Origin of the sequence: Mycobacterium hubeiense, assembly GCF_002838065.1 — a bacterium.
GTDB classification, from domain to species: Bacteria; Actinomycetota; Actinomycetes; order Mycobacteriales; family Mycobacteriaceae; genus Mycobacterium; species Mycobacterium hubeiense.
In genome coordinates, this window is sequence record NZ_PIZU01000023.1 from 1 (window position 1) to 25,047 (window position 25,047).

Below are 25,047 nucleotides of genomic sequence, written 5' to 3' on the forward strand. Positions count from 1 at the left end.
CAACGCCGCCATCATGCTCATCCTGAGTGCCGGTCAACATGCATGGGTTGAGTGCCCGCAGACGCGTCAGGCAAACCGTCTACGCACCGATCAGCTGCCCAACCAGCATCTGCGCCAACCACTCCTCGAATCGATCGGTCGACCATCCGCGAACGCGGACCAGCCGGCCGAACAGCATCGGATCGCTGGCCAACCACGCCACGTCGACCGCCTCGTCCCGCGTGAGGCCGACCGCCAGGGCGCCGAGCGACGACAGCCGGTCCACGACCTCGCGGGCACCCTCCAAGCGTTGTCGCTGGGCAGCCTCGAGCAGCTCGCGGGCCGCCGCGTCCATACCCGCGGCGACTTCGAGCGCTTGAAACAGGGGAGCGACCCGCGCATCGATGTCTGCCTGTATCCGCGCCCACCCCGTCAGCAGAGCCACGCCGTCGCGGTCGTCCAGCAGCCGCTGCATCTCCGGTCGATCGGCCAGGGCAACCGGTTGATCGTCGCCGGCGATCGCCCAGTCCAGCGCCGTCTTGAGCAACTGAAGTTTGCCGCCCACGGCGGTGAATACCGTCTTGCGGCTCACCCCGGCGGCCTGCGCGACGGCATCGATCGTGGTCGCGCCGTAGCCGTCCTGCACGAAGAGCCGCGCCGCCGCCGCCACGACGGCACGACGCGTTTCGCGCGCCTGGGCCGAACGGAGCTCAGACCGATAGTCCCGCTTGACAGACATTGTAGGTGACTCTTAGTGTATTCATTACACTAAAGACTACCTTAATTGAGGACTCGATGCGAACCGTCATCGTGGGGGCCGGCCCGACCGGCCTGTTCACCGCGATCGCCCTGGCCCGTCGCGGACGTGACGTCGTCGTCGTCGACCGCGATCCCGGCCCGCCGCCGCACGGTATGTGGCGGCGCAAGGGCGTCATGCAGTTCCATCACGCCCATACGTTTCGCGGACCGGTTGTCGAGGCCCTGGATGCCGAAATGCCGGACGTTCTCAAAGAATTGACGACGGCCGGAGCGGTGGTCGCTTCACTACCCGACGGTCGGCCCGCGGCACTGCTCTGCCGTCGGTCGACCTTCGACCGCGTGCTGCGCGCCAAGGCGATCGCGGAGCCCGGCGTGGTGCTCATCACCGGCCACGTCGACGAGGTGATCAGCGATCGGCACCGCGCCGTCGGGGTCAAGGTGCACGGCCGGTGGCTGGCCGCCGATCTGGTCATCGACGCCGCGGGCCGAGCCAGCCGATTCACCGCCGGAATCCGCAGGCCCGCCGAGGGAGGTGACTGCGGCGCCGTGTACGTCACCCGCCAGTACCGTCTGCGCCATGACGCGACACCCGGGCCGGTCAACTCGCCAATCGGGCTGTCGCTGAGCCTCGCCGGTTACTGGGCCATCGCGTTTCTGCACGACGACCGCACATTCTCCATCACTCTCACCCACGGTGGCACCGACAAACGCCTGCGCCTCCTGCGATACGACGAGGTATTCGACGCTGCGGTGCGGGCCATCCCGCAGCTCGCTGGCTGGATCGAACCGACCCGGGCGCGGCCGATCACGCCGGTGCTGCCCGGTGGCCGGCTATACAACAGCTATCGGGGCCAAGCCGACGACACGGGCCTTCCGGCGCTGCCGGGCTTGATTTCGGTGGGCGACGCGGTGTGCACGACGACGCCACTGGCCGGGCGCGGTGTAACGCTGGCGCTGCGGCAAGCCCGGGAAATGGTCCGGATACTCGACACAGAACGCGATATCGAAACCGCCACAATGCAATTCGACAGCTGGTGCGCCGAGCAGATCCGGCCCTGGTTCGACGACCATCGCTACGCCGACGCCGCGCGGATGCGTCGCTGGGCGGGTGAAGACGTCGATGTCAGCCTGCGGCTGCCGTCCGATCTGATCGTTGCGGCGGCGCAAGCCGATCCGGCATTGCGCAGCGTCGTCGAACCCTACGCCAGGATGGACGCACTGCCGGCCAGTCTCGACGCCGCGGAACCGCGCGCCAGGGCGCTCTTCGCGCGAGGCTGGCGGCCCAGCGTCGCCGCTGGGCCGACGATCGACGAACTCAGTGCGGCGGTGTCCACGCGACCGGAAGCCGCTTGATGCCGTGGATGAACGGCGACAGCAGCCGGGCCGGTTCTTCGGTCGCCTCGATATCGGGTATCTGGCGGTGCAGTTCCTCGAACGCCACGCTGATCTCACGGCGGGCCAGGTTGGCGCCCAGGCAGAAATGCGCACCGCCGCCGCCGAAGCCGACGTGCGGATTCGGTGACCGCGTGACGTCAAAAGTCCAGGGATCGGGGAACTTCGACTCGTCGCGGTTGGCCGAGACGTACCACAGCGTCGCCTTGTCACCGGCGGCCAACTTCACGCCGCTTAGCTCGCAGTCTTCGGTGAGCGTGCGGCGCATGTAGATCACCGGCGACGCCCACCGCACAACCTCCTCGACTGCAGTGGGCGCCACCTCGTCGTAATTGGCCCACCACTTCGCCCGCTCGTCGGGGTAGCGTGTCAGCGCGAGCAGCCCGTGGCTGATCGCGTTGCGAGTGGTCTCGTTTCCGGCCACCACCAGCAGGATGAAGAACGACGCGATCTCACCCGATGTCAGCCGCTCACCGTCGACCTCGGCTTGCACCAGCGCTGTCGTCAGGTCGTCCGACGGGTTGGCACGCCGGTCCTCGGCCATGGCGGTGGCGTACGCGCCGATGTCCATCGCGACCTTCACGAACTCCTCATAGTCCGTGGCGATGTCGGGGTCACCGAACCCGAGAATCACGTTGGTCCAGTGGAAGATTCGTTGATGGTCCTCCTCGGGAATACCCATCATGTCGCAGATCACCTGCAGCGGCAGTGGGCCGGCCAACTCCTCGACCACCTCGCCCGAGCCGTCGGGATGCTCGGCGATCATCTTCTCCACCAGACGACGTGCCCGGTCGCGTACGGAGGCCTCGGTGCGCGCCACCACCCGCGGCGTGAAGGCCCGGCTGACGATGTTGCGCATCCGCAAGTGGCGCGGGTCGTCCATCACGATCATCGACCCGAAGTACTCCGACAGTTCGGGGTTGGCGTCGCTGATGACGATGCTCGGGCTCGAACTGAAGATGTGCGGGTGACGGCTGGCGAACCACACGTCGTCGTATCGCGTCAGCGCCCAGTGCCCGACGTGGTCGTTGTTGGGCGACTCCAGCGGAGGGTGGAACGAGATCGGCGCCTCGCGGCGCAGGGTCGCGAAGGCGCCGTCGCGGACGTCGTCGTCTTGATTCCAGAACTCCCAGGAACCCAGGTCGACCTCGGAGCGCGGCACGTTCGGGGGCGCCGCTCCGTTCACCCGCGTCGCAATTCCCACGTCGCCGAGCCTAGGCCGCTGCGCGAGAGCGTGATAGCAATTCAGGGTGCGAAACCCTCACGCCGGGCAGCCGTTCACGACGCCGGACGACGAGATCGCCGCGGCGTTGCTCGACGTCAGCATCCCCACGTTGATGTTGTCGCTGGTCCACATGTCGGGCGATCCGAGCCTGATCCGCGGTGAGCTCAAGCCCGCGGGGCTTTTCCTCAACGAGGTGCAGGGCTACATGTCCGAGGAGGACAAGGCCGCGGTCCGCAAGATTGCGCTCGAGATCATCGCCGACTACCGCGACCGCGGCTGCCCCGAGCCGGAGCCCATCGGACCCGAACTGCTGCACGAGATGATGCAGTGGCTGGTGTGCGAGCCGGTGCCCGACGAGTACGTGCCGATGCTGCTGGAGGAAATGGAGCTCGACGGTCGGGACAGCCGCGCGATCCGAGGCGCTCCGGCCGACGACTTCCCGGTCGTCGTCATCGGCTGCGGTGAATCGGGGCTGCTGGCCGGTATCCGGCTGAAAGAAGCCGGCATCCCGTTCACCATCGTCGAAAAGAACGCCGGCGTCGGGGGAACGTGGTACCAGAACACCTATCCCGGCGCCCGGGTGGACGTCGGAAATCACTTCTACTGCTACAGCTTTGAGCCGACGGACCAGTGGACGCACTTTTTCGCCGAGCAGCCCGAACTGCAGGGCTACTTCCAGCGGGTGATGGACAAGTACGACATCGGCCGCCATGTGCGGTGGGAGACCGAGGTCACCGAGGCGTCCTGGGATGAGGATAGCGCGACCTGGACGGTAAAGGCGCGCAACCGAAACGGGGAGACGACGACGTTGACGGCGCGGGCCGTCATCAGCGCGGTCGGCCAGCTCAACCGGCCGCACACCCCGCGCATCGACGGCCAGGATGGCTTCGAAGGACCGGCGTTTCATTCCGCCGAGTGGGACCATTCGGTCGATCTGCGCGGCAAGCGCGTGGCGTTGATCGGCGCCGGCGCCAGCGGTTTTCAGATCGCGCCGGCCATCGCTGCGGACGTCAAGGCGCTCACCGTCTTTCAGCGGACCGCCCAGTGGATGTTCCCCAACCCCAATTATCACGAGAAGGTCGGGCCCGGCGTGCAGTGGGCGCTGCGGCACCTGCCGTTCTACGGCCGGTGGTACCGCTTCCTGCTGTTCTGGCCGGGCTGCGACAAGGGGTTGGAGGCCGCGCGGGTCGATCCCGACTATCCCGAGCAGCAGAAGGCGGTCAGCGAGATCAATGAGATCACCCGGATCATGTTCACCGAGTGGATCACCAGCCAGGTCGGTGACGATCCGGAACTGCTCGCGAAGGTGCTGCCCGACTATCCGGCGACCGGTAAACGCACGCTGCAGGATAACGGCAGCTGGCTGAAAACCCTGACCCGCGACAACGTCGAGTTGGTCCGCACCCCCATCGCACGCATCGAATCCGACGCCGTGGTGACCGAGGACGGCGAACGCTATCCGGCCGATGTCATCGTGTACGCCACCGGGTTTGCGGCCAACAAGATGCTGTGGCCGATGACCATCGTGGGCCGCGACGGCGACATCCTCGCCGAACGGTGGGGCGAACGACCGTCTGCCTATCTCGGCATCACCGTGCCGGGCTACCCGAACTTCTTCTGCATGTACGGGCCGGGCACCAACCTCGCCCACGGCGGCAGTCTGATCTTTCACTCCGAATGCCAGATGCGCTACATCACACAGTGTTTGGAAACACTCATCACCGGCGGACATCGGTCGATGGAGCCCAAACAGGACAAGGCCGCTGACTGGCATCGGCGCAGTCAGGAACAGATGCGCAAGCTGGTGTGGTCACAGCCGTCGGTCAAGCATTCGTTCTACAAGAACAGCTTCGGCGAAGTGCACACGCTGAGCCCGTGGCGCCTCGTCGACTATTGGGCCTGGACCCGCGAACCGAACCCGGACGATTTCGTGTTCCGCTAGGCCAGTTCCCAGTTCATGTTCGCCGCGAACGTGCGCCCGTCGTCGGAAAGCGTGCCCAGGCGGTGGCACCGTTGCACGTAGCCCTGCACCATCACCAGGAAGTTCATCGGGTTGTAGGCGTCCTCCTCATAGCTCCACAGCCCCTCGCCGGCGTACTTCAGCACCGTGATCACCGGTGTCTCGTGAATGCTGCCGTCGCCAGGGTCCTTCATGCGGTTCATCACCTTGCTGATGACCCAGCCCTTGTCGGTGTCGATCGAGCACCACGACACCGGATAGAACGGCATCTCGCTGCCGGGGAACATGTTCATCGTCGAGACGATCCATTCGCGGATGGCTTCGCGGCCCGCCATGTTGCCGAGCGCGTGTTCGACATAGGTGGCGTCCTCGGTGAACTGGTCGGCGTAGCGCGACCAGTCCCAGGTCTCGCCGATGTCGGCCACCACCCGCTCGTAGTGCTGGAATGCTGCCTCGAGTTCGGCATGTGACCACTGACCCATCGCAGTGTTGTACCAAACCGGCGGCCGCCCGGCGTCGGTAACGAGCAGAACGGGCCTGCCGATAACTCCGGTGGGGGAGCCGGTGAATCCTGTCGGGGATTAGGGAACGAAGAGAACGATGAATCTGACCAAGGTCGCCTCCGCCGTGGTGATCGTGGGCGCACTGGGCATGGGATCTGCCGGGCTCGGCGCTGCAACGGCGGTTGCGCAACCCAGCGTCCCCGCGCCGTTGAAGCCGGGCAACGACATCGACCGCCCGTGCTTCCCGTTCTGCGAGGACCGCGACTGGCACGATCGCGATTGGAAGCGCAACGACTGGGACAAGTGGGACAAGGGTCCGTGGTGGGCGAACAACCGCCACGACTGGTGGGACGACCGTCAGGGCCCGCCGCCGTGGGGCTGGGGCCCGCCGCCCGCATATCACTGGCACGGAGGCCCGCCGCGGCCGTTCAAGTACTGGGGCTACGACGTGACCCCGGTCTGGCATGACGGCTTCCGCCAGTGGGGTATCTGGCTCTTCGGCCTGTGGATCCCGATCTTCGGTATCGGGGTGATCTAACCGTCGGGCGCTTCTACGACGGCCTTGATGCGTTCGAGCGTCTTGCGCATATCGCGCAGATTGCGCCGGCGACGGAGCTGGCCGCCGAGCACCGAGTAGAGCTTGAAGAACAGGCTTTGATCCAGCCGGAATGACTCGGTGACCTCGGTGCCGCCGTCGACCGGCGTCAACCGGTAGTGCCAATGGTTGACCGGCCGGTCGCCGATGAGCACGTCGAAGCCGAACTCGCGGCCGGGCTCGCAGTGGGTGACCCGGCACGTGGTCCAGTACACCGGGCCGATCTCGTTGCGCTTGACGTGGCCGCGAAAGCGGGCGCCCACGGCTGGTCCCGTGGCGCCGTCGAGCCACTCGGCTTCGAACGTCTCGGGGGAGAACCTGCCGATGTTGCGCACATCGGCGACGAGGTTCCAGATCTTGTCTGCGGGTGCCGCCATGGGCACAGTCACCGAGCCGTCCATGCCGACATTTTTACCCCAAGGGCTCAGCGGCTCTCTTCGTCTTCGGCGAGATCGTGCCGCACGATGCGCACGTGGCCGCGCGGTAGACAGGCGGCGTAGCCGTGGTACTTGCCGTAGAGCTCCCATGCCGTGTGGTGCTCGTCGGGCGGCACATCGATGCGGTGACCGTCGGAGAACGCCAGATGCAGACTGCCGTCGTCGTCCCAGTCGGCATGTGTGCACGTTTGGCCCGAGAAATCGAACAACGGGCGCTCTTCGTTTCTTATCGCATTAGGGTCAATCGTCACCACTTCTGCGTCGTTGTGATCGATCGGCGGCAGGGTGAGCTCAAACGGCACGGAAATGACGAGTTCGTTGTATTCGTCCAGGTTGATGACCAGACCGTCTTTAATGTTGATCCGCTGGACCAAACACCCCTGGATCCATTGTTCGGTCATTTTTCTTTCTTTCGACGACCGCTTCCACGAGATTTGAACGTCATACCCATTATGGCCGTGTTTAGTTATGTGTGGCCAAGGTCACTCACGATGAACCATGGCCGAAGGAGATGATGCGATGAGGATCCGATTCTGGTCGGCGGCTGTCTTGTGGGTGGCCGCCGCCGCGCTGGCATTCGCGCTGGTCAGTCCCCCCGCCGCAGTGGCCGACGACCGCCTGCGCTTCAGCGCCACGACGCTGTCGGGCGCCCCGTTCGACGGCGCGAGCCTGATCGGCAAACCGGCGGTGTTGTGGTTCTGGACGCCGTGGTGCCCATTCTGTAACGCCGAAGCGCCGTCGGTGAGTCAAGTCGCGGCCGCCAATCCCGATGTCGCTTTCGTCGGCGTGGCCGCCCGTTCCGATGTCGGCGCGATGCAGGCCTTCGTCGACAAATACAACTTGAACTTCACCAATCTCAACGACGCCGACGGTTCGATCTGGGCCCGCTACAACGTGCCGTGGCAGCCTGCCTACGTTTTCTATCGTGCGGATGGTTCCTCGACGTTCGTGAACAACCCGACCGCGGCCATGCCCCGCCAGGAGCTGGCCGATCGCGTGGCCGCGCTCCGCTAGCCGAACGCGCCGGGTGAACCACGACCTGTGGGGGTTGGCGTTCGGCGCCGGCTTGGTGGCGGCGCTGAACCCCTGCGGGTTCGCGATGCTGCCCGCCTACCTTGCGCTGGTGGTGCGCGGCGGCGATACGGGCTGCGTCGCGGCGCTGACCCGGTCGCTGGCCGCCACCGCCGCGATGGGCGTTGGCTTCGTCACGGTGTTCGGCGCGTTCGGTCTGCTGACCGTCGCGGCGGCGGCCACCGTGCAGCAGTACCTGCCGTATGTGACGGTGCTGATCGGTGTAGCGCTTGTCGCCCTTGGCATTTGGCTGCTGGCCGGACGCGAGCTCGGCGCGCTGGCCTCCCCACGACTGCTGCAGAACCAGCGATGGGGGCCGAGCGGCCGGCTGGGTTCGATGTTCGGCTACGGCATCGGATACGCCCTCGCGTCGCTGTCGTGCACGGTCGCGCCGTTCCTCGCGGTCACCGGCGCCGCCCTTCGCGGCGGCTCCGCGATGAGCGTCGTGTCGGTATACCTGGCGCACGCCGCGGGTTTCACGCTCGTGGTGGGCGTCCTTGCGGTCGCCGCGGCGCTGACCAGTTCCGCGGTCGCCGATCGGATGCGGCGAATCCTGCCGTACCTCAACAGGATCAGCGGCCTGCTGCTGATGCTGGTCGGCTCGTATGTGGCGTATTACGGCTACTACGAGATCCGGCTCTTCACCGCCGGCGGTGACCCGCACGACCCTGTGATCGCCGCCGCCGGACGTGTGCAGGGCGCGCTGGCCGGTTGGGTTCACCAGCACGGGGGATGGCCCTGGCTGGCGGCACTGGCCGTGCTGGTGCTGGGCGCCCTGGTGTGGCGGGTGAGAGCTACCGCTAGGTCCGCCGCGAGATCTTCAGGTCCGGCCACGGTGGACGACGGACCATAGCGACCGTGGCCAGCGTCGCCGCAACGAGCCCGATCAGCTCGCCCATCAACGCGATTCGGGTGACGTCGACCGCCGGCTGCCAGGTGACCGTGCCGTCCTTGATGACGAACACGCCGACGGGTTTGGCGAGCAGGCGCGACTCTGAGTCGGCGCCAGGCTTGGATCTGCCGCGCACCTTGGCGACGGGGATAACCGTTGTGCCGTCGGCCGTTTCGTACGGCTGACCGTAAACCTGCGAGGCCCGTGGGTCGCCGGTGTCGGCCATCACCGCATCGAGAGCGTCGGGCAGTCTCATCTCAACGGTCGAAGTCCGCCTCGTCGGACAGCGGCACCGCGATGGCCTGTTCGATCAGATCGGCTTCGTTGGCGTCCCAATCCCGCGACATCGTCACCCGGTCGGCGTCCAGGTCAGTGTCCTCATCGCTCACCTCAACCGGGATGAGCTGCTCGACCGCGTCGGCTTCCGGTGCGTCGTCACCGAATGAGAATTCGTCGGGAGTGGTCATGGTCCCCGCAATCTATCAGTAATCAATCAGCGAAACCGTGCTCGCGCGTCGGCCGCTTCCTGCTCTGCCGGAGTGACGACCATGGCATCCGGGCCCGGGTACACCGTCGACACGTGTCCGCTGCCGAACCAGCGGACCACATACGGCGGTGCGCCGTCGTTCCCGCGCACTTCGGTGATCTCACCACGGTGGTCATGCTGTTCGACCGTGGTGCCCTTGACCACCAACCAGTCGCCTACCTTTGCCTTCATCGTCAACTCCTTCCTCGAGTTGGCCGAGCGCCGCACGACTTTTCGATATCACCGATTGTCCTCCCAACGCGCGGGTGATCGAAAGTGGTTTGAATGCGTATTCCGGGGAACGGAGGTGTAACTGACCGTTCGCGGTCCGCGATTAAGCCGGTATACGCGAGATGGGATCAGAAGCGATGAATCACTTCGACAAGCCAGCCAGCAAGGCAGGGAAATGGCTCCGCCGACTCTCGGTGGCCGCAGGCGCCGCGGCCCTGATGTCGAGCCTGATCGCAGCGGTCGGCACCGCGCCGTCGGCCCACGCCGCGGTCGAAGTCCTCAGCGTGCCGTCGCCGTCGATGGGCCGCGACATCACCGTCCAGTTCCAGGGCGGCGGCCCCAAGGCGGTGTATCTGCTCGACGGCCTGCGCGCCCGCGATGACCGCAACGGCTGGGACATCGAGACCGGCGCGTTCTCGTGGTTCGACGGTTCGGGGGTGTCCGTCGTCATGCCGGTCGGCGGAATGTCGAGCTTCTACACCGACTGGTACCGACCCGCGGTCGGCAACGGGCGCACGCAAACCTACAAATGGGAAACCTTTTTGACCTCCGAGCTGCCCGCGTGGCTCTCCGCCAACAAGGGCATCAGCCCGACGGGCAACGCCGTCGTCGGGCTGTCGATGTCGGGCAGCTCCGCCCTTATCCTGGCGGCCTATCACCCCGGCCAGTTCGTCTACGCGGGCTCGCTGTCGGGCTTTTTGAACCTGTCGGAGGGTCTGTGGCCGGTACTGATCGGCATCGCCATGGCCGACGCCGGCGGTTTCAACGCCCTGGACATGTGGGGCCCGTACGGCGGCGGGGCCTGGCAGCGCAACGACCCGATGCTCCAGATCGGCAAACTGGTCGCCAACGGCACCCGGATCTGGGTGTACAGCGGTAACGGCAACCCGACGGATCTGGACGCCGGGCTCGGCAACGCCCAGATCCCGGCACAGTTCCTCGAGGGGCTGACGATCCGCACGAATCGGGAGTTTGCGAGCCGCTACGCGGCCGCTGGGGGCAGCAACGGCGTGTTCAACTTCCCGCCGAACGGCACCCACAGTTGGGGCTATTGGGGGGCCCAACTGCAGGCGATGAAGCCCGATATCCAGCGGGTGTTGGGGGCCGCCCCTGCCTCATAGGTGTAGCGGCCCCGCGCAGGCGACGCGCTGATTAGCTGATGCCATCGGCTTCGGGTACTGTGCGTAAACTGCTGCGGTCGGGGGAGGCTCTCCAACCTGTGGGGGGCTTCAGACAAGATCAACAACTAGCGTCGAAGGCTGAACCTTGCCAGAAGTAACGAGTGGTACCCGGGGGCTAAAGCCGCACTTCGAGGACGTCCAGGCGCATTACGACTTGTCCGACGATTTCTATCGCCTGTTCCTCGACCCTACTCAGACATACAGCTGTGCGTATTTTCAACGCGACGATATGACGCTCGAAGAAGCGCAGCTGGCCAAGATCGACCTGTCGCTGGGCAAGCTCGGCCTGCAGCCCGGAATGACGTTGCTCGACGTCGGCTGCGGGTGGGGCGCGACGATCAACCGTGCGCTGGACCGCTACGACGTCAACGTGATCGGGCTGACGTTGAGCCGCAACCAGCAGGCCCACGTCCAACAGCTGCTCGACAACCATCCGAGCACCAGGAGCAAGCGCGTCCTGCTCAAGGGGTGGGAGCAGTTCGACGAGTCGGTGGACCGCATCGTCTCGATCGGCGCGTTCGAGCACTTCGGGCGTGACCGCTACGACGACTTCTTCAAGATGGCCTATGCCGCGCTGCCGGCCGGCGGGGTGATGATGCTGCACACCATCGTCAAGCCCAGCGAAGAGGATTTCGCCGCGCGAGAGCTGCCCATCACCATGAAGCACTTGAAGTTCTTCAAGTTCATCATGGACGAGATCTTCCCGGGCGGTGATCTGCCTCAGCCCAAGGTCGTCCAGGAGCATGCCGCCAAGGCCGGCTTCGAGGTGAAGCTGGTTCAGCCGCTGCGGCTGCACTACGCGAAGACCCTCGACATCTGGGCGGCGTCGCTGCGGGCGCGCAAGGACGAGGCCATCGCGATTCAGTCGGAAGAGGTCTACGAGCGGTACATGAAGTACCTGACCGGCTGTGCGGAGTTGTTCCGCGACGGCTACACCGACGTCTGCCAGTTCACCCTCACCAAGAGCTAGCTCAGGTCAGTAGCCTGACCCCAAGGAAGTGGTCAGGCGATGGACGACAAGACCGGGCGGATTCGCTCGTCACGGGCGGTGACGCTGCTGGCTGCCGCGTTGCTCGTGTCGTTGGTGTTGGGTGTGGGACTTCTACTGGTCAACTCCTCGGGCGAGAGCGTGCGGCAGCCAGCGCTGTCCGATGAGCAGGCCGCCGCCCAGGTCCTGGAATCGGCCAAGCGAATCGTCGCCGTCGCACGGCTGGACGGGGTGGCCGGCGGCTACCGGTTCATGTCGTGCACAAACGAGCGCGACCCGCCGTATCAGGTTGCCATGCACCTGACTTTCCGGCTGCCCCATCAGAATTCGGTGAGCTATCTCGACGAGGTGGCCGCGGCCATGGTGGCCGATGGTTGGCATGAGGCACCGGCGATGGCCCAGCACTTCGGCAAGAAGCTGACCAAAGACGGTGTCACGTCCGTCTTCTATCGCGATCCCCGGCACCGCGAGGTCGCGACCATGCGCCTCTACGGGGAATGCCGCGCGATGGCCGACCACCGTAATGACAATCCGGCGTGGACGGAGGTCACCGACCGGCTGCGGAGCTGAATCAGCATCCAGCGGGATGTGATTCGCAGTACGGGGTGGTGCCCGGGAAGCGGTAGCGATGCGTCGCGACCCAGCGATAGACGGCGTCCTGGAGCCACCGCACACCCGGAATCCGGTAGAGCCTCAACGGCAGCGTGGTGCCGACGGCCGCGGACACCGCCGCGTTGGCGGCTTCCGCACCCGCATACACCTCACCGGAGGAGTCGAGCCAGCGCACGGATTCCAGCAGGCGTTCCGGCGGGACGCCGAGCCGCTCGGCAACACTGGGGCCCTGCAGGGGCTCGGTGGTCAGCTCGCCGGTGCGGTCGAGTTTGAGCAGGAGGTCGCGGGATCGCGTACACATCCCGCATGCGCCGTCGAAGAACAGGGTTCCGGCCATACACCCATTGTCCAGGCCTGTCAGCGGGGTGCGAGTTCGGCCACCGCCTGCCGCACGGGGATGACCGACGACATCCGCAGCGCACTCTCCCCGGCATACAGTGCCGCCCGGTCCACCACCGAACCGGGCATGTCCACGGTGGGTGCGACGGGGGAGAACAACGGCAACCGCGGGGTCTGGGCCCGTACCAACGACGCCGCCGCACGATCGGGCAGCTTGGCCAGCACCGCGCTGCCCGCGTTGATCAGGCGCGGCGCCAGCTTCGCCGTGCCGTCCTCATGACACCAGCGTTGGGTGGCGGCATTGGGCACCACGCGATGCGGCGCGGGCCAGGCCAAGCCGAACAGCGTGGTGCGAAACGTCTTGTCGGCAGCCAGAACTCGCTGTTGGTACTGCGGATGTGCGCGCGCTTCGTGGGTCAGCAGGAACCGCGTCCCGGCCACCACGCCGCCGGCCCCCGCGCTCAGGGCGGCGGCGGTGTCGTGTGCGCAGGCGATCCCGCCGGCCACCAGCACAATTCGGTCCTCGGCGATCTTGAGTGCCCGCGGCAGCAACTCCGACGCCGGGGTATCACCGGACAGGTGGCCACCGGCTTCGGATCCCTGCGCGATGAGACCGGCGGCTCCCCAGTGCACCGCCGCGCGTGCCTGTCCTTCGGTGCCGACCATGACGAACACGAAAACCCCCGCCTCGGTGAGCTCGCGCACCAGCGCATGATCACCGCCAAAAGCCAACACCGCCACGTCAATTCGTGACTCGACGCATGCTTCGACATGGCTGCGTCGCAGAAACGGCATCAGCAGATTCACCGCCACCGCGCGGCCGGGGGCCGCGGCCCGGACCGCTCGTACCGCGTCGCGCAGCTGCGCCGGCGGCATCAGGCCCAATGTGCCCAGCCCACCCGCTGCCGCGACGGCGACGGCCAGGTCGACACCGGCCAGGCCACCGCCCATACCCGCCTGCGCGACCGGAACGTCCAACCGGAGCCGGTCGAGCACATCGGGCGGGGTCATGGCCGTGCTGGGGGGCCCGGCTTGGCGGCGGCCGCATCACGGCGGCGCGCGGCCATCCCCGACAGCGCCTCGAGCACCACGCGGTGCGCCGCGTTCACGGTGAGCTCGGCATGGTCGTAAGCCGGCGAGACCTCCACCACGTCGACGGCGGCGACGTCGTGCTCGTAGCAAAGTTGGCGCACCATCCGCAGCAGGTCCGCGCTGGTAAGGCCGCCCGGTTCGGGGGTCCCGGTACCGGGTGCATGCGACGGGTCCAGCACGTCGATATCGACCGACAGGTAGAGCTTGTCGGCCTTGGCCAGGGCCTCGCTGACGGCATCGGTCATCACGTCCTTGAAGCCGCGGTCCCAGATCTCCTGCATCGTGTGCCAGGTCATGCCCTGTTCGAGCATCCACTCGAAGACATCCTGCGGCGGCCAGTAGCCGCGCAACCCGACCTGAACGAAGTGGGTGCCGGGCACCGCGCCCGATTCGATCAGCCGACGCATCGGCGTGCCGTGGCTGGCCAAATTGCCCTCGATCTCGTCGGCGGTGTCGGCGTGCGCGTCGAAATGCACGATGCCGACGTTTCCGTATCCGTGCACGTCGGCCACCGCCGTCGCGGCCGGCCAGGTGATCGAATGGTCGCCACCCAGGATCACCGGCACAATGCCCCGCGAGGCGACCGCATGCACGCGTTCGCGGATGTTGGCGTGCGACACCTCGGTCTGGCCGTGCGGGCAGTACGCGTCGCCGAAGTCCACCACTTCCAGCCAGTCGAAGATCTCCAGGCCCAGATCGAGGTGATACGTGCCGGGCTCGTAGGCCGTCGCCCGGATGGCCCGCGGTCCGAACCGGGCGCCGGGCCGGTTCGTCGTCGAGATGTCGAACGGGGCGCCGACGATCGCCACATCGGGCCGCCATGACTCGAGTTGTTCCACCTCGGTCAGAAACGGCCGGTGCCCGAACGACACCACCCCGGCGTACGGGAGGTCGAGCTGCTCGGCCATGCCCGGCGGTAGGTCGCGCTTCGGCGGGTGGTCATGGTCGGCGCCCATATTCCGACCGTACCGCTGTACGGCTATCCCTCAACCGATTTCGGCAAGCGTGGTCGCCAGCGCTTCACGCAGCAGATCGGGAATCGGCCGTTTGGCCCAATCGTCGGTCGACACCACGACATAGACATTGCGACCGCGCACCGCGACCTGCTCGGGGGTGTCTGAGTCGTCTCCAGCCTGTCGCCGCACGGCGAATCCGAGCGTGAAACTGGTCGACCCGATCCGCTCGCACGCCACCGTCACCCGCACCGCGTCGCGCCACCGCACCGGCGCCACGAAGTCGATCTCGCTGTGCACCACCTGGAAATCGTGACCGGAGGCGATCAAGCCCGGGTAGGTCACGCCGAGGTGGTCCAGAAATGCAGTGCACGCCTCGTCGAACCAGGTCAGGTAGTGGCCGTTGAACACCACGCCCTGCTGGTCGATCTCGGCGTAGCGCGGCACGATCGGCAGCGCGAAGCCTGTGTCGGTCACCTGACCCACAGTAGGTGGTCGGTCCGGCAGACTTGTCTGGTGCAGCTGGTCACGATCGACGACATCCGCGCGGCGGCCCACAGGATCGGCGACTCGATCGTGCGCACCCCGCTGTTGCGGGCGGGCTGGGGCGATCGGGAACGCCCGCTGTGGATCAAACCCGAGAATCTCCAACCGATCGGCGCGTTCAAGGTCCGCGGCGCGTTCAACGCGATTGGGCTCCTGGACCCGACCACCCGGGCCCGCGGCGTGGTGGCGTATTCCAGCGGTAACCATGCTCAGGCGGTGGCCTACGCGGCGGCCGCGTTCGGGGTGCCTGCGCACATCGTGATGCCGCGGGAGACACCGAATGTCAAGGTGGCGGCCACCCGCGGCTACGGTGCCGAAGTGGTGCTCTGCGGCCCGGGGGAGCGCGAATCGGTGGCGGCGCAGGTCGTGAAACAGACCGGCGGTGTGCTGGTGCCGCCGTTCGACCACCCGGACATCATCGCGGGGCAGGGCACCATCGGGCTGGAGATCATCGAGGATCTGCCCGAGCTGGCCAATGTGCTGATCCCGGTCAGCGGCGGGGGCCTGGCGTCGGGCATCGGCACCGCGATCAAGGCACTTTCCCCGCACACCAACGTATTTGGGGTGGAGCCCGAACTGGCCGCCGATACGGCCGAGGGCCTTCGCCTGGGCCACCGCGTGGAGTGGTCCATCGACGACCGCAACCGCACCATCGCCGACGGTTTGCGCTCGCAGCCGTCCGAGCTGACGTTCGCTCATCTGCAGAAGGTGCTGGACGGGGTCATCACCGTGTCCGAGAACGAGATTCGGTCCGCCGTACGCGAACTGGCCTTGCGCGCCCGCCTGGTGAGTGAGCCCAGCGGCGCGGTGGCGCTGGCCGCCTACCGCAAGGGTGTGACGCCGGCCGGCCTCACGGTGATGATCCTGTCCGGAGGCAATATCGAACCGCCGATGCTGTCGGAGATCCTCGCCGGTTAGTGCACACCCTCCATCAGCCGACTGATCCACGGCGCCAGAGCGAAGACCGTCAATCCGACGAGAATCGCCACGGCGCCGAGGATCCCGAAGTAGGCGAACTCGCGCGCCGGGTCGTAGTAGCGGGCCAGCACGCCCGACATCGAGGTGCCAACGCCGACCGAGAAGAAGTACAGGGCCATCATCTGCGCCCGAAAGGCTTCTGGGGCAAGCTTTGTCGTCACCGACAGCCCGATCGGCGACAGCAGTAGTTCGGAGATCGCGAACACCGCCATGATGCCGACCACCCACAGGGCGGGCACCGCGTTGCCCGTCGTCTGGGCCATGGGCAAAAAGAGCAGGAAGGCCAAACCCATCCCGACGACGCCGTAGGCGAACTTGCGCGGCGTAGTCGGCGCGCGGTTGCCCAGACGTGTCCAGAGGGCCGCGAAAAGCGTTGAGAGAACGATGATCCAGATCGGTTCGATGGAACCGATCCAGTTCGACGGTGCGGTCCACCCGAACAGCGACCAGTTCATGCGTTCGTCGGAATAGATTGCCAGTACGGTGAATATCTGCTGAAACAGTGACCAGAACACGGCGTTCGCGACGAACAGCGGGATGAACGCCCGTACCCGGGTACGTTCGATGGCAGCAACTTTCGAACTTGTCAGAATGACAACGAAGTACGCGACGGCAGCCGCGACGATGACACCGGTGGTCACCGTGGACAGATTCGCCAGCGTCACCAACCGGGTGATGAAGGCCGCGACAATGACCGCTGCGGCCAGCACGACGATGCCGAGCATCCATTTGATCGCACTGGGCGGCAACGGGTTCGGCACGGTCCGGCCGTGTGCGCCGAGGTTGCGCCGGAAGGCGACGTACTGGGCCAGGCCGAACGCCATCCCCACGGCCGCCGCCCCGAATCCGTAGTGAAATCCCATCCGCGTCTGCAGCAGACCGGTGACCAGCGGCCCCACGAACGCTCCCAGATTGATGCCGAGGTAGAACAGCGTGAACCCGCCGTCGCACCGGGCATCGCCCTTCTCGTAGAGCGTGCCCAGCAGCGACGACGCGTTGGCCTTCAGCGCACCCGACCCGAGGCCGACCAGCACCAGGCCGACTCCGACACCCGCCAACCCGGGCAGCAGCGCCAGCGCGATGTGGCCGAACATCACCACCACGCCGCCGTAAAACACCGTGCGCTCCATGCCGAGCACCCGATCAGCGATCCAGCCGCCGAGCACGGTGGACAGGTACACCAGACCGCCGTAGGCACCGACGATGCCGGTGGCGGTGCTCTTGGGCAGTTCGAGGCCCCCGTCGGTGACCGAGTAATACAGGTAGTACCCGAGGATCGTGAGCATCCCGTAGAACGAGAACCGTTCCCACAGTTCGACTCCGAACAGATTCGCGAGTCCGATGGGATGGCCGAAAAGCGTGCGTTCGGCGGGGCGGTCGGCCACCTCGTCCACTGCCGGCATGGGGTCAGGGTGCCACGCCGGGCGGGTTGTCACCGGCGGTTTGCGCGGTCAGCGGGTCGGCAAACAGCCCAAAACAGTGTGTACAGGACGTTCGTACGCGTCAGCACAGCCGGGCCGCCAAGCGGGCCGATGTCGGTTGAGCCCGGGCCCCCCGACGCAGGTAAGGTCACCCGGATACGTGGGTCCAAAAGGGGTGCAAGTGGACGCGGTACTCGGCTTATCGGTGACGCCGACCGCTGTCGGACTGGTCCTCGTGGAGGGTCAGGACGCCGACGGCGCAACCATGGACCGCGATGCGTTCGAGGTGCCATCGCGTGGGTCCAACGCTGCGGCGACGTCTGAACAGGCGGCGGCCGCGGTGCTGCGCACAGAGGCCGCGGCGACCTCGCGTGGGCACCGGGTCCGGTCGATCGGCGTCACATGGAGCGACGACGCCGACACTGAAGCCTCCTTGCTGCTGAAATCGTTGAGCGACTGGGGTTTTGACAACGTCGTACCGGTTCGGCTGCCGGAGGCCACCGAGGCGCTGGCGCGGGGTATCGCCGACGTCATCGGCTATGAGACAACGGCGGTCTGCGTGGTCGAACCCGATACCGTCGTCGCGCTGATCGTGCACACCCGCGACGGTGCCATCCAGACCGCGATCAGCCACACCATCGACAGTGAGCACCGGCTGGTGCGTTGGCTCAGCGCGGTGTTCACCAAGGCCGACTGGCGACCAGAGGCGCTGGTGGTCGTGGGCTCCGCCGGTGACCTCGACACGCTCATGCCCCGCCTCGAGGACGCGCTCTCGGTGCCGGTCTTTGCGCCCGCCGAGGCCGAACTGGCGCTGGCGCGAGGGGCCGCGCTGGCGTCGGCGCACGACGCGGAATTCGGACTCCTCGACGCCCCGCTGGACCACCACGACGACCCCGCCCCGCCGCACCGGTCGCGGGCTCACATCGGGCCGCTGGCGCTGCTGGCCGGGGGCGTGGTGACCTTCGTGGTGTCCGTGTCGCTGGCGATCAGCCTGCAGCTGTCCGGCCGTTCTGAGCCGGCCGAGTCCCAACCGGCCGCCAACACGTCCGAAAGCCCTGCCGCGGTTCGACCGGTCGCGCCGGTGGTGCCGCCGCCGGTGGCCATTCCTCCGCCGACGCCAAGCGCGCCACCCCCGCCGCCGGAGGAACCGATCGACACGGCGCCCGCACCCGCCGCCAGCGAGATCGTCGAGACCGTGCCGGTGGTCGAGGCGCCGGCGGTCGATACGGTCCCGGTCGAGGCCCCACCGGCAGCGGTGCCTCCGGGTGCCGTCCCCCCCGCGCCCCAGGGCCCGCCGGTGGCCGAGCAGGTGCCGACCCAGAAGCCGCCGCTGCTGACCCGGATACTGGGGCGCCTACCCGGCCTCCACGGCGGCGCCGACGAGGTGGAACAGCCGGCGCCCGCGGCAGTCCCGCCGCCGGCACCGCCTCCACCACCGCCGCCCGCACCGGTCCCGTAAACCGTCTACCTATTGTTTGCGGTGCCCGTCACGCGTCCGGCGCGGCGGGATTGCGCGGTGTGAAACATTCCGGCGTGCAGAGTCGATGTTCTGGTGTGGAGCAATGCCGAACTGGGCACGAGGTGCGGACGCACGTGCGGGCCAGCGGTTCTCGGGTGAAGCCGCAATGACGACCTACACTACAAGTGTGCTGATCGCACCATCGCGAAGGGACGGAAGCCGTGCGTAGAGCGGTTCGATACGTGCTCGTTATGACGGGCATTGCGACGATCGCCATGACAGGTTCGGTCAATCCGGCCACCGCGGCGGTCATCGAGCCGCCGGTGGTCACTGCGGTCGAGCCGGCCGGTGACGTGGTGGGTGTCGCGCATCCCGTGGAGGTCACGTTCGCGAAGCCGGTGAGCAACCGGGCGGCCGTCGAGCAGTCGATCACCTTCGAGTCGACGAAAGCACCGAGCGGACGATTCACCTGGCTCAACAGCCGCACCGTGCAATGGAATCCGGACGGCTTCTGGCCGGCGCACTCCCAAATCAAGGTTTCCGTCGGCGATATGTCGACCAGCTTCGAGACCGCATCATCGGTCGTCAGCGTCGCCGATATCAACGCCCACACCTTCACGGTCAGCATCGACGGCGAGGTGGCGCGGGAGATGCCTGCCTCGATGGGCAAGGCCAAGTTCCCGACTCCGCAAGGCAGATTCAGCGTCCTTGGAAAAGAGTCCGTCGTCATCATGGATTCGCGGACCATCGGCATCCCGCTGGAGGATCCGGAGGGTTACAAGCTCACCGTCAATGATGCGGTCCGAATCACCTGGGGCGGTGTGTACGTGCACTCCGCGCCGTGGTCGGTGGGCTCACAGGGTTACGCGAACGTCAGCCACGGTTGCATCAACCTCAGCCCGGACAACGCCGCGTGGTATTTCGACACCGTCCGCATCGGTGACCCGGTCATCGTGCAGGCGTAGCGTGCAGATTCTTCGCCGTCGGTGAGGTGACAACGGTGGCCGGATCCGGGTAAGTCCCCAATACCCGGTCGGCGGTGCCCGAACTGGTCACGGTGAACCAGAAGTGCTCGTTGCGGTAGTGGTGCAGCCGATGGTTGCGCCAGACCGCGCGGTACACAGCGGTTTTCGGCTTGTAGTCGGTGTGGATCAGATAGTGGCACCACTCGTAGCCGAGCGCGAGCATCATGATGAACACCAGGTAGGTCAGCCCCATGCCGAGCCGCGGAAACGCCAGCAGCGCAATGGCAACGGCCCCCGGCAGTATCCAGAACAACTCCTTGGTCGGAATGAAGATCAGCGGAATGTTGCGCGGGTCGACGTGATGGCGGCGATGGTCTCGGGCCAGCAACGAGTCAATCTTGAAGCGGCCTATACGCCGTGGGCGCCAATGCAAAATGAACACGTGCACCAGCCATTCGAAGAACGGGAACACTGCGAGCATCACCACCGGCACCACGGCGTCGGTGAGCTGCCAATCGCCGACGAGGATTCGTGCGGTCAGCGCGGCGATGAGAACCGCGCCAATCATCCACGGCGACGGGTGCTTCCAGAACTCACGGAAGGCGTCGAACAGCGTGACGCCTCGACGAGTTCCACGTTTTTCGGTTGCGGTGGTCATCGTTGGTCCTCCAGTGTGCTGATCGCCGCAAGCAGCGCGACGGTCGCTGGCTCGAGAAGGTCTTGCGCGGCTTGCCTCGCACCCGCGGGATCGCCGTGGCGGATGGCTTCGGCGAGTTTGCGGTAGGCCTCGGGACGGCCCACCTCTTCGGCCATCATGGTGGCCAACGCGGGCAGCGCGGGCTCGTACGTCGCGCGCAGCGTGTTGTACATCAAACGAAACGCGATCGAATCTGCGCCGTCGACAACCAGATCCCAAAAGGCCATCGCCAGCCGTTGCTGTTCGATCGGATCGTCCTCGGCGGCGAGTTTGCGCACCGCCTCGTCGAGTTGGTCGGCCAGCTCGGCCGGTCGGCGCTCGGCGGCCAGCTCGGCGATCTTGGGCCCGTTGTGCAGTCGGGTTTCGAGGATGCTGCGAATGACGGACACGTCGATCTCGCCGCCGCGGAACAGCAGGCGGGGGAGCAGGTCCAGTCCGGCGTGGCGGCGGAAGTCACGCACGGTGGTGGCGTCGCCCTGGCGAATCTCGACGAGGCCGGCTTCGGTCAGCCGCTTGAGCGCCTCGCGGACCGCGGGCCGGGACACGCCGAGCACCTCAGCGAGCCGGCGCTCGCTGGGCAGTGTTTCTCCGGGGGCCATCTCACCGCTGAGCACCTCGGCGACGATCTGCTCGAAGACGTCCTCGGGCACCGATCGACGATTCACGGGTTGCAGCGCCATGCGCCCAGCCTGCCAGCGCGCCGGCTAGAGGTCAAGTGGTCAGACCAGTGATCAGCAGTTGGCCTCGATCTTGAACGGCACGGTGACGCGCTCGAGCGGCTTGTCGGTGAACGCCCCGGCGGCGGTACCGGAGATGACGAAGTTGCCGTCGTCCACCTGACCCTCGGCCTCCGCGGGCTTGGCATCCCAGAACGTGCCACTGAATCCGCCCAGATCCCGGAAGGTGACGGAGGCCGGCGTCACCTCCTGCCCGGTGTTCACCGACGCGGTAAAGCCGCTCTCCGAGTCGTCCGGGGTTTCGATGATCCAGTTCCACCGCACTTGGGTGCACTGCACCGTGTGCGGTCCGCCGGTATCCCTGCCGTCGATGGTCACCTCCGCCGTGCTGGCGCCCAGCGCCGGGGGCGGTGTCGAGCACCCCGCAAGGCCGAGCATCAGTGCCGCAGTCGCCGCCATGAGTCTGCCGTCCATGCCGCTCATTGTGGCCCGGCCAAACTCGGCGCGAGGGCGCTTTAGCGGAGTGCGGCGGCAGTCTCGTCGTCGGCGGGCAAAAAGGCCTCGATGCTCAGCTCTGCGGCGGTGAGATCGAGCGCGGTGCCGAATGTCGTCACCGTGCTCAAGAACGTCAGCAGACGTCCCTGCCGGGAGTACAACTCCAGTGGGACGACGACGCCGCCCAGGTCTCGAATCTCCTCGAAACCGCCTGGGTAGGACTCGATCTCCGCAAGCAGCTCGGACAGGTCGGCAGAACCGCTGACCGCCACCTCGCGCCGCAGCCGGCTGATCAGGTGATGCCGCCACTCCGCGAGGTTCTTGATGCGTGGTGCCAGACCGTCGGGGTGTAGGGCGATTTGCAGCGCGTTGGGACGTTCGAGCAAATGCGGCGCCACCCCGTCGAGCAGTACACCGGCGCCCTCGTTGGCGCGAACGATCTGCCAACCACGGTCCACGGCGACGCACGGAAATGGGTTGTAGGCGGCCAGAACCCGCTCGACACCGTCGCGCACCGCGGCCATGTCTGGATCATCGAGGGACCGCTCGGCATATACCGGGGCCAGACCGGCGGCCATCAGCAGCTGGTTCTGTTCACGTAGTGGCACGTCGAGGGCCTCGGCGAGGCGCAGCACCATCGTGCGGCTCGGCACCGACCGGCCGGTCTCGATGAAGCTGACGTGCCGCGGCGACACGTCGGCCTGTAGGGCCAGGTCGAGTTGGCTGAGGCGACGCCGTTGCCGCCACTCGCGCATCAGGGAGCCGAAGGACGGTGCCCGTGTGGTCGTCACCGCCTCAGTGTCACCCGCCGACGGCCACGCCACCACTACGTCCGAGGTAATTGCACCGCTTACCTGCGGACGGCACTGTTGAGGATGTCAAGGCAAGGAGCACGACATGGCAGACGCACGGGTTGCCGACGGCACGATCCCGCGGTGGCTCCGCTTCGTGTTGGCCTCCGACCGGGCGGGTTCGGCGTGGTACGTCGGCGCCGGATTCTTCTTCGCGCCTGCCCTCGCCATCGTGTCGCCGTGGCCAACGGTCACAGCGGTGCTCTGGGTGATCATCGCGCTGGCGGGGTTGTGGCTGGGCCTGCTCGGGATCGCGATGGCCACCGGGTTGGCGATGGTGCTGCGATCGAATGTCGAGATCCCCGAGGACTATTGGCGTTCGATCATCGACTATCCGCGGCGTAACTGACCTGCCAGTGTTTGATGCCGTTGAGCCACCCCGACCGCAGCCGCTCGGGCTTGCCGATCGGGGTCAGGTCGGGCATGTGGTCGGCGATCGCGTTGAACATCAGATCGATCGTCATCCGCGCCAGGTTCGCGCCGATGCAGTAGTGCGCACCGGTTCCGCCAAATCCCACGTGCGGGTTGGGATCCCGCAAAATGTTGAAGGTGTACGGATCGTCGAACACGTCCTCGTCGAAGTTGGCGGAGCGGTAGAACATCACCACCCGCTGGCCCTTCTTGATCGTCACGCCCGATAGTTCGTAGTCCTCGAGGGCGGTGCGCTGGAACGAGGTGACCGGGGTGGCCCAGCGGACGATCTCGTCGGCGGCAGTGGCCGGGCGTTGCCTTTTGAACAGCTCCCACTGGTCGGGGAATTCGGTGAACGCCATCATGCCCTGAGTGATCGAGTTGCGGGTGGTCTCGTTGCCCGCCACGGCCAGCAGGATGACGAAGAAACCGAGTTCGTCGTCGGAGAGCTTGTGCCCTTCGACGTCGGCCTGGACCAGTTTGGTGACGAGGTCCTCGCCGGGGGTGTCGGCCCGTTCCGCGGCCAGTTTCATCCCGTACATGATCAGTTCCATGGACGCGGAGATCGCGTCATTGTCGGCGAACTCGGGATCCATGTCGCCGACCATCTGATTGGACCAGTGAAACAGCTTCATCCGGTCTTCCTGGGGCACGCCCATCAGTCCGGCGATCGCCTGCAGCGGCAGCTCGCACGACACCTGCTCGACGAAGTCGCCCGAGCCCGCCGCCGCGGCGGTCTTGGCGATGGCCTGCGCGCGCTGGTTGAGCTCATCGCGTAGCCGCTCGACCGCGCGTGGCGTGAACGCCCGCGAGACGATCTTGCGCAGATGGGTGTGATGGGGAGCGTCCTGGTTGAGCAGAACGAACTTGCCGCGCTCGATCTGCTCTTCGACGGTGCCGTCCTTGTAGCGGGGCAGTGCGGTCTTCTTCAGGCTGGAGAAGACATCGCTGCGCAGCGATATCTCCTTGACATCCTTGTGCTTGGTCACCACCCAGTAGCCGCCGTCGTCGAAACCGCCCACGCCCTTGGGCTGCTCGTTCCACCAGATCGGCGCCACCTTGCGCAATTCAGCCAACTCCTCGACCGGCAGCCGCTCGGCGTAGATGTCGGGGTCGGTGAAATCGAATCCGGGTGGAAGATTCGGGGTCGGCATGGATGAGCTCCTCATCAAACGACGTCGTCTAGTGCTCGTAAGCCATTGCTACACCACAGATCGGGCGTGTCGCCGCGGGTTGTGAAAACTCGGAAGTGAAACGTGTTCCACGGGTCCGGACGGCGGATCCCGTGCGCCACAGCGGACGCAGGTGTAACAATTCAGTGAGCCGTGGAGAAGCACCGCATAACGGGGCACGAAAGGGGGAGACGGTGAAAAGCGGCGAACCGACGAAGAAGTGTGCGATCACGATCGCGGCGCTGACAGCGCTGACCATCTCTGCACCGACGGCAGCCGCAGACCCGGTTGTGCCCTCGCCACCGCCCCCGGACATCACCCACCACGCGGCGCAGTCACCGCCGGGTCCACCGGCGCCGCCACTCGAGGGCGTGCCGCACTTGCCGAGTCCCGAGAACCTTCCGCCGGGCACCTCCGATACGCCGACGGAACCGGCGGAAAGCCGCGGACTGTCCTATCTGCGGGATCTGTGGCACGCCTATCAGACGCAGGAAATCAGCGGCGCCGACGCGCTGCTGCTGCTCACACAGCGCCCGCTCGATCCGAACGCGGCGCCCCCGCCCGGGGTGCCGGCGGGCCCACAACCACCAGCACAGCCAGCACAGCCAGCACCCCCACCGCCGCCGGCCCCGTAGTGACG

31 protein-coding genes are annotated in these 25,047 nt (G+C 66.5%); 13 read left to right on the top strand and 18 right to left on the bottom strand.

Features of this window, described 5'->3' with window-relative positions:
• Window positions 1-79 precede the first annotated feature (79 nt).
• Window positions 80-718 (bottom strand): TetR/AcrR family transcriptional regulator, encoded by a 639-nt coding sequence (locus CWS39_RS17640; protein WP_102144230.1) that lies wholly within the window; start codon window positions 716-718, stop codon window positions 80-82.
• A gap of 56 nt (window positions 719-774) precedes the next feature.
• On the opposite strand from CWS39_RS17640, the gene CWS39_RS17645 reads away from it, so the two are divergent.
• Complete coding sequence (locus CWS39_RS17645; protein WP_102144231.1) at window positions 775-2,091, top strand: FAD-dependent oxidoreductase; 1,317 nt, start codon at window positions 775-777, stop codon at window positions 2,089-2,091.
• Here the strand turns inward: CWS39_RS17645 and CWS39_RS17650 are convergent.
• Window positions 2,054-3,334 carry a cytochrome P450 gene (locus CWS39_RS17650; protein ID WP_102144232.1) on the bottom strand — a complete coding sequence of 427 codons (1,281 nt, stop codon included), beginning with the start codon at window positions 3,332-3,334 and terminating at the stop codon, window positions 2,054-2,056. The two genes, CWS39_RS17645 and CWS39_RS17650, sit on opposite strands and share 38 nt — an antisense overlap.
• Window positions 3,335-3,380: 46 nt before the next feature.
• On the opposite strand from CWS39_RS17650, the gene CWS39_RS17655 reads away from it, so the two are divergent.
• Window positions 3,381-5,297, top strand: coding sequence for a flavin-containing monooxygenase (locus CWS39_RS17655; protein ID WP_102144233.1), 1,917 nt, complete (start codon window positions 3,381-3,383; stop codon window positions 5,295-5,297).
• On the opposite strand, the gene CWS39_RS17660 is transcribed toward CWS39_RS17655, so the two are convergent.
• Entirely contained in the window at window positions 5,294-5,797 is a 504-nt protein-coding gene (locus CWS39_RS17660) for a nuclear transport factor 2 family protein (protein ID WP_102144234.1), read from the bottom strand. The two genes, CWS39_RS17655 and CWS39_RS17660, sit on opposite strands and share 4 nt — an antisense overlap.
• 118 nt (window positions 5,798-5,915) lie before the next feature.
• Between CWS39_RS17660 and CWS39_RS17665 the strand changes: the two genes are divergently transcribed.
• Entirely contained in the window at window positions 5,916-6,356 is a 441-nt protein-coding gene (locus CWS39_RS17665) for a hypothetical protein (RefSeq protein ID WP_102144235.1), read from the top strand.
• Here CWS39_RS17665 and CWS39_RS17670 read toward each other — a convergent pair.
• Window positions 6,353-6,814 (bottom strand): SRPBCC family protein, encoded by a 462-nt coding sequence (locus CWS39_RS17670; protein ID WP_102144236.1) that lies wholly within the window; start codon window positions 6,812-6,814, stop codon window positions 6,353-6,355. The genes CWS39_RS17665 and CWS39_RS17670 overlap by 4 nt on opposite strands.
• Before the next feature lie 23 nt (window positions 6,815-6,837).
• Window positions 6,838-7,251 carry a DUF6188 family protein gene (locus CWS39_RS17675; protein ID WP_102144237.1) on the bottom strand — a complete coding sequence of 138 codons (414 nt, stop codon included), beginning with the start codon at window positions 7,249-7,251 and terminating at the stop codon, window positions 6,838-6,840.
• A 118-nt stretch (window positions 7,252-7,369) separates the two neighbouring features.
• Here CWS39_RS17675 and dsbE point away from each other — a divergent pair, with 118 nt between their 5' ends.
• Both dsbE and CWS39_RS17685 read left to right on the top strand, forming a co-directional pair.
• A complete protein-coding gene (gene dsbE, locus CWS39_RS17680; protein ID WP_233213555.1) occupies window positions 7,370-7,864 on the top strand; it encodes a disulfide bond-forming protein DsbE in 495 nt (164 codons plus the stop codon).
• Between the two features lie 13 nt (window positions 7,865-7,877).
• Window positions 7,878-8,774: a cytochrome c biogenesis CcdA family protein gene (locus tag CWS39_RS17685; protein WP_102144239.1), complete on the top strand. Its 897-nt coding sequence runs from the start codon at window positions 7,878-7,880 to the stop codon at window positions 8,772-8,774.
• Here the strand turns inward: CWS39_RS17685 and CWS39_RS17690 are convergent.
• Genes CWS39_RS17690 through CWS39_RS17700 form a run of 3 tightly spaced genes read right to left on the bottom strand, consistent with a single transcriptional unit; the run spans window position 8,722 to window position 9,531 of the window.
• Complete coding sequence (locus CWS39_RS17690; protein WP_102144240.1) at window positions 8,722-9,069, bottom strand: hypothetical protein; 348 nt, start codon at window positions 9,067-9,069, stop codon at window positions 8,722-8,724. The two genes, CWS39_RS17685 and CWS39_RS17690, sit on opposite strands and share 53 nt — an antisense overlap.
• A 1-nt stretch (window position 9,070) precedes the next feature.
• Window positions 9,071-9,280, bottom strand: coding sequence for a hypothetical protein (locus CWS39_RS17695; protein WP_102144241.1), 210 nt, complete (start codon window positions 9,278-9,280; stop codon window positions 9,071-9,073).
• Between the two features lie 26 nt (window positions 9,281-9,306).
• Window positions 9,307-9,531 carry a DUF1918 domain-containing protein gene (locus CWS39_RS17700; protein WP_102144242.1) on the bottom strand — a complete coding sequence of 75 codons (225 nt, stop codon included), beginning with the start codon at window positions 9,529-9,531 and terminating at the stop codon, window positions 9,307-9,309.
• A gap of 176 nt (window positions 9,532-9,707) precedes the next feature.
• Between CWS39_RS17700 and CWS39_RS17705 the strand changes: the two genes are divergently transcribed.
• The 3 genes from CWS39_RS17705 to CWS39_RS17715 all read left to right on the top strand — a co-directional run bounded on the left by CWS39_RS17705 (window position 9,708) and on the right by CWS39_RS17715 (window position 12,309).
• Complete coding sequence (locus CWS39_RS17705) at window positions 9,708-10,691, top strand: esterase family protein (RefSeq protein ID WP_102144300.1); 984 nt, start codon at window positions 9,708-9,710, stop codon at window positions 10,689-10,691.
• Window positions 10,692-10,836: 145 nt separating this feature from the next.
• On the top strand, window positions 10,837-11,721 hold the full coding sequence (locus tag CWS39_RS17710) for a cyclopropane mycolic acid synthase family methyltransferase (protein WP_102144243.1): 885 nt from the start codon (window positions 10,837-10,839) through the stop codon (window positions 11,719-11,721).
• Window positions 11,722-11,760: 39 nt separating this feature from the next.
• Window positions 11,761-12,309: a hypothetical protein gene (locus tag CWS39_RS17715; protein WP_102144244.1), complete on the top strand. Its 549-nt coding sequence runs from the start codon at window positions 11,761-11,763 to the stop codon at window positions 12,307-12,309.
• Between the two features lies 1 nt (window position 12,310).
• Here the strand turns inward: CWS39_RS17715 and CWS39_RS17720 are convergent, their stop codons facing one another.
• The 4 genes from CWS39_RS17720 to CWS39_RS17735 are packed head-to-tail and all read right to left on the bottom strand — an operon-like array spanning window position 12,311 to window position 15,212.
• Window positions 12,311-12,688, bottom strand: coding sequence for a thiol-disulfide oxidoreductase DCC family protein (locus CWS39_RS17720; RefSeq protein ID WP_102144245.1), 378 nt, complete (start codon window positions 12,686-12,688; stop codon window positions 12,311-12,313).
• A 20-nt stretch (window positions 12,689-12,708) separates the two neighbouring features.
• Window positions 12,709-13,701 carry an NAD(P)H-dependent flavin oxidoreductase gene (locus tag CWS39_RS17725; RefSeq protein WP_102144246.1) on the bottom strand — a complete coding sequence of 331 codons (993 nt, stop codon included), beginning with the start codon at window positions 13,699-13,701 and terminating at the stop codon, window positions 12,709-12,711.
• The gene (speB, locus tag CWS39_RS17730) at window positions 13,698-14,738 is read right to left on the bottom strand and encodes an agmatinase (protein WP_102144247.1); all 1,041 of its coding nucleotides are present in this window, start codon (window positions 14,736-14,738) and stop codon (window positions 13,698-13,700) included. Before speB ends, CWS39_RS17725 begins: the two co-directional genes overlap by 4 nt.
• A 30-nt stretch (window positions 14,739-14,768) precedes the next feature.
• Complete coding sequence (locus CWS39_RS17735) at window positions 14,769-15,212, bottom strand: acyl-CoA thioesterase (protein WP_102144301.1); 444 nt, start codon at window positions 15,210-15,212, stop codon at window positions 14,769-14,771.
• A gap of 39 nt (window positions 15,213-15,251) precedes the next feature.
• On the opposite strand from CWS39_RS17735, the gene CWS39_RS17740 reads away from it, so the two are divergent.
• A complete protein-coding gene (locus CWS39_RS17740; protein ID WP_102144248.1) occupies window positions 15,252-16,199 on the top strand; it encodes a threonine ammonia-lyase in 948 nt (315 codons plus the stop codon).
• Here the strand turns inward: CWS39_RS17740 and CWS39_RS17745 are convergent.
• Complete coding sequence (locus tag CWS39_RS17745) at window positions 16,196-17,662, bottom strand: peptide MFS transporter (RefSeq protein ID WP_102144249.1); 1,467 nt, start codon at window positions 17,660-17,662, stop codon at window positions 16,196-16,198. The genes CWS39_RS17740 and CWS39_RS17745 overlap by 4 nt on opposite strands.
• A 199-nt stretch (window positions 17,663-17,861) precedes the next feature.
• Between CWS39_RS17745 and CWS39_RS17750 the strand changes: the two genes are divergently transcribed.
• On the top strand, window positions 17,862-19,139 hold the full coding sequence (locus CWS39_RS17750; protein WP_102144250.1) for a DUF7159 family protein: 1,278 nt from the start codon (window positions 17,862-17,864) through the stop codon (window positions 19,137-19,139).
• Window positions 19,140-19,390: 251 nt separating this feature from the next.
• On the top strand, window positions 19,391-20,104 hold the full coding sequence (locus CWS39_RS17755) for a L,D-transpeptidase (RefSeq protein WP_102144251.1): 714 nt from the start codon (window positions 19,391-19,393) through the stop codon (window positions 20,102-20,104).
• On the opposite strand, the gene CWS39_RS17760 is transcribed toward CWS39_RS17755, so the two are convergent.
• Genes CWS39_RS17760 through CWS39_RS17775 form a run of 4 tightly spaced genes read right to left on the bottom strand, consistent with a single transcriptional unit; the run spans window position 20,088 to window position 22,728 of the window.
• Complete coding sequence (locus CWS39_RS17760; protein WP_102144252.1) at window positions 20,088-20,762, bottom strand: sterol desaturase family protein; 675 nt, start codon at window positions 20,760-20,762, stop codon at window positions 20,088-20,090. The genes CWS39_RS17755 and CWS39_RS17760 overlap by 17 nt on opposite strands.
• Complete coding sequence (locus tag CWS39_RS17765; RefSeq protein ID WP_102144253.1) at window positions 20,759-21,481, bottom strand: FadR/GntR family transcriptional regulator; 723 nt, start codon at window positions 21,479-21,481, stop codon at window positions 20,759-20,761. The genes CWS39_RS17760 and CWS39_RS17765 overlap by 4 nt, the downstream gene beginning before the upstream one ends.
• A 51-nt stretch (window positions 21,482-21,532) precedes the next feature.
• The gene (locus tag CWS39_RS17770; RefSeq protein ID WP_102144254.1) at window positions 21,533-21,952 is read right to left on the bottom strand and encodes a lipoprotein LpqH; all 420 of its coding nucleotides are present in this window, start codon (window positions 21,950-21,952) and stop codon (window positions 21,533-21,535) included.
• Between the two features lie 41 nt (window positions 21,953-21,993).
• On the bottom strand, window positions 21,994-22,728 hold the full coding sequence (locus tag CWS39_RS17775) for a helix-turn-helix transcriptional regulator (RefSeq protein WP_102144302.1): 735 nt from the start codon (window positions 22,726-22,728) through the stop codon (window positions 21,994-21,996).
• A 142-nt stretch (window positions 22,729-22,870) separates the two neighbouring features.
• On the opposite strand from CWS39_RS17775, the gene CWS39_RS17780 reads away from it, so the two are divergent.
• Window positions 22,871-23,173, top strand: coding sequence for a hypothetical protein (locus CWS39_RS17780; protein ID WP_102144255.1), 303 nt, complete (start codon window positions 22,871-22,873; stop codon window positions 23,171-23,173).
• Here CWS39_RS17780 and CWS39_RS17785 read toward each other — a convergent pair.
• Window positions 23,148-24,389 carry a cytochrome P450 gene (locus tag CWS39_RS17785; RefSeq protein ID WP_102144256.1) on the bottom strand — a complete coding sequence of 414 codons (1,242 nt, stop codon included), beginning with the start codon at window positions 24,387-24,389 and terminating at the stop codon, window positions 23,148-23,150. The genes CWS39_RS17780 and CWS39_RS17785 overlap by 26 nt on opposite strands.
• A gap of 212 nt (window positions 24,390-24,601) precedes the next feature.
• Here CWS39_RS17785 and CWS39_RS28645 point away from each other — a divergent pair, with 212 nt between their 5' ends.
• Window positions 24,602-25,042, top strand: coding sequence for a hypothetical protein (locus CWS39_RS28645; protein ID WP_142386866.1), 441 nt, complete (start codon window positions 24,602-24,604; stop codon window positions 25,040-25,042).
• The last annotated feature ends 5 nt before the right edge of the window (window positions 25,043-25,047 follow it).

Bases quoted from the DNA above. Each gene is read 5' to 3' on its own strand.
- CWS39_RS17770 (WP_102144254.1), bottom strand. From the start codon at position 21,952: ATGGACGGCAGACTCATGGCGGCGACTGCGGCACTGATGCTCGGCCTT.
- dsbE (WP_233213555.1), top strand. From the start codon at position 7,370: ATGAGGATCCGATTCTGGTCGGCGGCTGTCTTGTGGGTGGCCGCCGCC.
- CWS39_RS17715 (WP_102144244.1), top strand. From the start codon at position 11,761: ATGGACGACAAGACCGGGCGGATTCGCTCGTCACGGGCGGTGACGCTG.
- CWS39_RS17785 (WP_102144256.1), bottom strand. From the start codon at position 24,389: ATGCCGACCCCGAATCTTCCACCCGGATTCGATTTCACCGACCCCGAC.
- CWS39_RS17690 (WP_102144240.1), bottom strand. From the start codon at position 9,069: ATGAGACTGCCCGACGCTCTCGATGCGGTGATGGCCGACACCGGCGAC.
- CWS39_RS17725 (WP_102144246.1), bottom strand. From the start codon at position 13,701: ATGACCCCGCCCGATGTGCTCGACCGGCTCCGGTTGGACGTTCCGGTC.
- CWS39_RS17695 (WP_102144241.1), bottom strand. From the start codon at position 9,280: ATGACCACTCCCGACGAATTCTCATTCGGTGACGACGCACCGGAAGCC.
- CWS39_RS17775 (WP_102144302.1), bottom strand. From the start codon at position 22,728: ATGCGCGAGTGGCGGCAACGGCGTCGCCTCAGCCAACTCGACCTGGCC.
- CWS39_RS17745 (WP_102144249.1), bottom strand. From the start codon at position 17,662: ATGCCGGCAGTGGACGAGGTGGCCGACCGCCCCGCCGAACGCACGCTT.
- CWS39_RS17640 (WP_102144230.1), bottom strand. From the start codon at position 718: ATGTCTGTCAAGCGGGACTATCGGTCTGAGCTCCGTTCGGCCCAGGCG.
- CWS39_RS17645 (WP_102144231.1), top strand. From the start codon at position 775: ATGCGAACCGTCATCGTGGGGGCCGGCCCGACCGGCCTGTTCACCGCG.
- CWS39_RS17660 (WP_102144234.1), bottom strand. From the start codon at position 5,797: ATGGGTCAGTGGTCACATGCCGAACTCGAGGCAGCATTCCAGCACTAC.
- CWS39_RS17755 (WP_102144251.1), top strand. From the start codon at position 19,391: ATGACGGGCATTGCGACGATCGCCATGACAGGTTCGGTCAATCCGGCC.
- CWS39_RS17675 (WP_102144237.1), bottom strand. From the start codon at position 7,251: ATGACCGAACAATGGATCCAGGGGTGTTTGGTCCAGCGGATCAACATT.
- CWS39_RS17720 (WP_102144245.1), bottom strand. From the start codon at position 12,688: ATGGCCGGAACCCTGTTCTTCGACGGCGCATGCGGGATGTGTACGCGA.
- CWS39_RS17780 (WP_102144255.1), top strand. From the start codon at position 22,871: ATGGCAGACGCACGGGTTGCCGACGGCACGATCCCGCGGTGGCTCCGC.
- speB (WP_102144247.1), bottom strand. From the start codon at position 14,738: ATGGGCGCCGACCATGACCACCCGCCGAAGCGCGACCTACCGCCGGGC.
- CWS39_RS17765 (WP_102144253.1), bottom strand. From the start codon at position 21,481: ATGGCGCTGCAACCCGTGAATCGTCGATCGGTGCCCGAGGACGTCTTC.
- CWS39_RS17665 (WP_102144235.1), top strand. From the start codon at position 5,916: ATGAATCTGACCAAGGTCGCCTCCGCCGTGGTGATCGTGGGCGCACTG.
- CWS39_RS17700 (WP_102144242.1), bottom strand. From the start codon at position 9,531: ATGAAGGCAAAGGTAGGCGACTGGTTGGTGGTCAAGGGCACCACGGTC.
- CWS39_RS17760 (WP_102144252.1), bottom strand. From the start codon at position 20,762: ATGACCACCGCAACCGAAAAACGTGGAACTCGTCGAGGCGTCACGCTG.
- CWS39_RS17670 (WP_102144236.1), bottom strand. From the start codon at position 6,814: ATGGACGGCTCGGTGACTGTGCCCATGGCGGCACCCGCAGACAAGATC.
- CWS39_RS17705 (WP_102144300.1), top strand. From the start codon at position 9,708: ATGAATCACTTCGACAAGCCAGCCAGCAAGGCAGGGAAATGGCTCCGC.